Origin of the sequence: Enterobacter cloacae complex sp. I1M, from assembly GCF_014982425.1 — a bacterium.
GTDB lineage: Bacteria > Pseudomonadota > Gammaproteobacteria > Enterobacterales > Enterobacteriaceae > Enterobacter > Enterobacter intestinihominis.
This window is the reverse complement of sequence record NZ_JADCLG010000015.1, coordinates 361-5,277: the sequence shown is the minus strand read 5'-3', so window position 1 is coordinate 5,277 and position 4,917 is coordinate 361. Positions and strand designations below refer to the sequence as shown.

General features: G+C 57.6%; 4 protein-coding genes. 2 read left to right on the top strand and 2 right to left on the bottom strand.

Going from position 1 to position 4,917, the window contains the following annotated elements; genetic code table 11:
- Positions 1 to 45: 45 nt before the first annotated feature.
- Positions 46 to 975 (bottom strand): sugar kinase, encoded by a 930-nt coding sequence (locus INF86_RS09695; protein WP_022649722.1) that lies wholly within the window; start codon positions 973 to 975, stop codon positions 46 to 48.
- 230 nt (positions 976 to 1,205) lie between these two features.
- Between INF86_RS09695 and pdeH the strand changes: the two genes are divergently transcribed.
- Positions 1,206 to 1,979 (top strand): cyclic-guanylate-specific phosphodiesterase, encoded by a 774-nt coding sequence (gene pdeH, locus INF86_RS09690; protein WP_015571521.1) that lies wholly within the window; start codon positions 1,206 to 1,208, stop codon positions 1,977 to 1,979.
- A gap of 65 nt (positions 1,980 to 2,044) precedes the next feature.
- Positions 2,045 to 4,087, top strand: a complete 2,043-nt coding sequence (locus INF86_RS09685; RefSeq protein ID WP_023298835.1) for an AsmA family protein — start codon at positions 2,045 to 2,047, stop codon at positions 4,085 to 4,087.
- Between the two features lie 93 nt (positions 4,088 to 4,180).
- Here the strand turns inward: INF86_RS09685 and INF86_RS09680 are convergent.
- Positions 4,181 to 4,917, bottom strand: a 737-nt coding sequence (locus INF86_RS09680) for an MFS transporter (protein WP_140415122.1), incomplete at its 5' end; no start/stop codon positions are given.

Sequence of the window (4,917 nt, the reverse complement as noted above, 5' to 3'; positions counted from 1 at the left end):
CCCTGTGGGAGAGGGTTAGGGTGAGGGCATCAGCCCGCCCATTCCTTAAGCAGGCATCGCCTCGCGCGGAATAATCGCTCCGCGATACTGAATCACCGTGCTGGCCGTCAAGTGTCCGCGCTGCGCTGCCGCTTCTGGCGTACCTCCCGTCAAACGTACCGCCAGATACCCCGCGCTGAAAGAATCGCCCGCCGCAGTGGTATCAATCACTTTCTCTTTCGCCAGCTTCACCGCCGGCACCTCTGTCACGGCTTCACCCGCCACCGCCACCAGGCAAGACTCCGCCCCGCGCTTAATCACCACTTCGCTGACCCCAGCGGCCTGCGTCCGGGCGATGACCTCATCAACCGGCTTTTCACCCCACAGGGCATCTTCATCGTCCAGCGTCAGGAAGGCGATATCGGTGCATTCCAGCATCTGCTGATACACCTGCTGCGTCTCTTCGCGGCTGGCCCAGAGGCGCGGACGGTAGTTGTTATCGAAAATCACCTTACCGCCGTTGGCACGGCATTCGCGCAGCAGTGACAGCAGCTTTTCACGGCTCTGCTGGCTCAGGATCGCCAGGCTGATCCCGCTCAGGTAGAGGTAATCGAAGGTGGCCAGCTCTTCGCAAATCGCAGCGGCGGCATCGCTTTCCAGCCAGAATTTGGCAGCCGCTTCATTACGCCAGTAATAGAAGGTGCGCTCGCCGGTACTGTCGGTTTCGATGTAGTACAAACCCGGCAGACGGTTTTCCATTCGCTGGATCAGCGAAGTTTCAACGTTTTCACCCTGCCAGGCCTCCAGCATCTGCTGGCTGAAGCTGTCCGTTCCCAGCGCGGTAACGTAGCTCACGCTCAGCGCGTCGGGGGCGACCTGACGGGCAATGTAAACGGAGGTGTTCAATGTATCGCCGCCAAAACCGCGGCTGACTTCCGCGCCTTTCTGGGACAGCTCAATCATGCATTCGCCAATCACGGCAATTTTCTTAGACATAGTCGTGAACCTGAACAGAGTAATTAAGGGTAGTGTGCGCTGTGTGTTTTTTACGGTCAACCATATTAAAACGACGTTCCATTATTTTTTTTGAGCCAGCGCGTGTTCCGGCATATTTCTGTCATCTTAATTTCATTTTCCCGCTGAATTGAACATAAAGTTCTCACCTGGCGGGCCGATAACTCAGTGACGAGTCCAGAAAGGCTATCCCATACAACAGGACATCCGAAATGAAGTCAGAGCAGGTTATCCAGCGGCTGAGCACTACGCCTGAGGCAAGTATTGAGAACTTGCAGGAGCATCGCTACTGGCTGCAATGTGAGCGAGCGTATACCTATCAGCCTATCTACCGTACTGACGGTCGGTTAATGGCAATTGAGGTGTTAACGGTCGTCACTCATCCATCGAACCCTTCGCAGCGTATCGCGCCGGACCGCTATTTTGCGGAGGTTGCCGTGCGTCAGCGCATCGACGTGCTGGAAGAGCAGTTGAGAATGCTGGCGACGAAGCAGGCGTTCTTCGAGCAGCACGGTATTCTGGCTTCGGTGAACGTGGATGGTCCAACCCTGATGGCGTTACGTCAGAATGCGACGCTGCAGGCGCTGATTGCCACCTTGCCGTGGATGCGCTTCGAGCTGGTGGAACATGTTCAGCTGCCGCAGGACTCCTCATTTGCCTCGATGTGTGAGTTTGGCCCGCTGTGGCTGGATGATTTCGGTACCGGTATGGCCAACTTCTCCGCCCTGAGCGAAGTGCGTTATGACTACATCAAAGTGGCCCGCGATCTGTTTATCATGCTGCGCCAGACACCGGAAGGACGGAACCTGTTTACGATGCTCCTGCAACTGATGAACCGCTATTGCCAGGGCGTCATTGTGGAAGGCGTGGAAACGCTGGAAGAGTGGCGCGACGTGCAAAATTCTCCGGCAGCGGCGGCACAGGGTTATTTCCTCTCTCGTCCTGTCCCCATGGATACCCTGGAAAAGGTGATAACCACCCTCTGATCTGCCCGCTTCCCTTTGTCTGAACTATAGTTTTAAAGGCAAGTTCATCAGGAAAGGGGACAACAATGACAAAAACAACCAGGGTGATTTCCTGGACAGCAGGGATTTTCTTGTTGCTGATCGTGGTCTTAATCATCATTATCGCCACGTTTGACTGGAACCGCCTCAAACCGACCATCAACCAGAAAGTCTCGACCGAGCTAAACCGCCCCTTCGCAATACGTGGCGATTTGGGGGTCGTGTGGGAGCGTCAGAAAGAGGAAACCGGCTGGCGAAGCTGGGTGCCCTGGCCGCACGTTCACGCTGACGACATCATTCTTGGCAACCCGCCGGACATCCCCGAAGTGACCATGATCCACCTGCCGCGCGTGGAAGCCACGCTGGCGCCGTTAGCCCTGTTAACCAAAACGGTGTATCTGCCGTGGATCAAACTTCAGCAGCCCGACGCGCGGCTGATTCGCCTGTCGGAGAAAACCAATAACTGGACGTTCGATCTCGCCAGCAGCGGCGATAAAGATCCGAATGCGCAGCCCTCTTCATGGTCCTTCCGCCTCGACAATATTCTGTTCGATCGGGGGCGGATCGCCATTGACGATAAAGTAAGTAAGGCTGACGTGGAGATCCTCGTCGATCCGCTGGGCAAGCCGCTGCCGTTTAGCGAAGTGACGGGCAGCAAAGCCAAAGGCGATGACAGCAAAGCTGGCGATTACGTCTTCGGCCTGACAGCGAAAGGGCGCTACAACGGCCAGCCACTGACCGGTAAAGGCAAAATCGGCGGTATGCTGGCGCTCAGGAGCGAGGGTACGCCATTCCCGGTGCAGGCGGACTTCCGCTCGGGCAATACCCGCGTGGCGTTCGTGGGCACGGTTAACGACCCGATGAACATGGGCGGCGTCGACCTCCAGCTTAAGTTTGCCGGGGATTCGCTGGGTGAACTGTACGATCTCACCGGCGTGCTGCTGCCGGATACCCCGCCGTTTGAAACGGACGGGCGGCTGGTCGCAAAAATCGACGCTGAAAAATCGTCCGTCTTTGACTACCGGGGGTTCAACGGCCGCATCGGCGATAGCGATATACACGGCACGCTGACCTACACCACCGGAAAACCGCGCCCGAAACTGGAGGGGGACGTTGAATCCCGCCAGCTGCGTCTGGCCGATCTTGGTCCGCTGATTGGCGTAGATTCGGGTAAAGGCACGAAGTCAAAAGAGGTCAAAAAGGACGCTCAGCCTGCGGGTAAAGTGCTGCCCTATGACCGCTTCGAAACCGACAAGTGGGACGTAATGGATGCGGACGTGCGCTTCAAAGGACGTAAAATTGAGCATGGCAGCACGCTGCCGTTGAGCAACCTCTCGACCCATATCATCCTGAAAAACGCCGATCTGCGCCTGCAACCGCTGAAGTTTGGCATGGCCGGGGGAACCATTTCCTCGAATATCCACCTGGAGGGGGATAAAAAGCCGATGCAGGGAAGGGCGGAGATCCAGGCGCGTCGTCTGAAGCTGAAAGAGCTGATGCCGGACGTGGAGTTGATGCAGAAAACCCTCGGTGAGATGAACGGCGATGCGGATATTCGCGGCACGGGTAACTCTGTGGCCGCGCTGTTAGGCAGCGGAAACGGCAACCTGAAGCTGCTAATGAACGACGGGCTGGTGAGCCGTAACCTGATGGAGATCCTGGGGCTGAACGTCGGTAACTTCATCGTCGGACAAATCTTCGGAGACGATGAAGTGCGCGTGAACTGCGCGGCGGCAAACGTGGACCTGGTCAACGGTGTGGCGCGTCCGCAGATTTTCGCATTCGACACGGAAAACGCGGTTATCAACATCACCGGTACCGCCAGCATGGCGTCCGAGCAGCTGGATTTAACCATCGATCCGGAAAGTAAAGGCATTCGCATCATCACCCTGCGCTCGCCGCTCTACGTTCGCGGGACCTTCAAAGATCCGCAGGCGGGCGTGAAGGCCGGGCCGCTGATTGCGCGCGGTGCGGTTGCCGCCGCCCTCGCCACGCTGGTCACCCCTGCGGCGGCGCTGCTGGCGTTGATTTCGCCGTCAGAAGGCGAAGCGAATCAGTGTCGGACGATTTTGTCGCAGATGAAGAAGTAAGGTGTGGCCTGTTCTTGCCGGGTGACGCTGCGCTTACCCGGCCTACATGTGAATCGTAGGCCGGGTAAGGCGTAGCCGCCACCCGGCATTCGCTTACAGAGTCTGATGCTTAGTTTCGTGCGTCAGCAGCAGCGCAATCAGCGTCAACGCTGCCATGGCCGCCAGATAGACACCCACATAGAACAGACCATAGTTCGCCTGAAGCCACGTGGCGATATACGGGGCCACCGAGGCGCCCAGAATAGACGAAACGTTATAGGAGAACGACGCGCCGGTATAACGCACTTCAGTCGGGAACAGCTCCGGCAGCAGCGCGCCCATTGGGCCAAAGGTCAGCCCCATCAGGCTCAGACCAATCAGCAGATACGCCATCACCAGCGCAGGGCTACCTGAACCCAGCAGCGGCGGGAAGACAAACAGTGCGAACAGGATGATCAGCGAGGTGATGACGATCATGCTTGAACGACGGCCAAATTTATCCGCCAGCAGGCCCGCGATGGGCACCATCACGCCAAATCCAATAACCGCCATCATCAGCATCCACAGCACTTCGTTACGCGGCAGGCCCAGTCCGACTGGTACGGCGGCGGTACTGTAGGTCATGGAGTACACGGTCATGATATAGAACAGCGTGTAGGTCGCCAGCATGATGAACGTACCCAGCACGGTCACGCGGAGGTGTTTGGTCAGCAGCGTCCCCAGCGGAACTTTAACCTGCTTTTTCGCCGCGGCGACTTTAGCGAAGACCGGCGTCTCGTGCAGCGACACGCGCACGTACAGGCCAATCAGCACCAGCACGGCAGAGAAGACGAACGGAATACGCCAGCCCC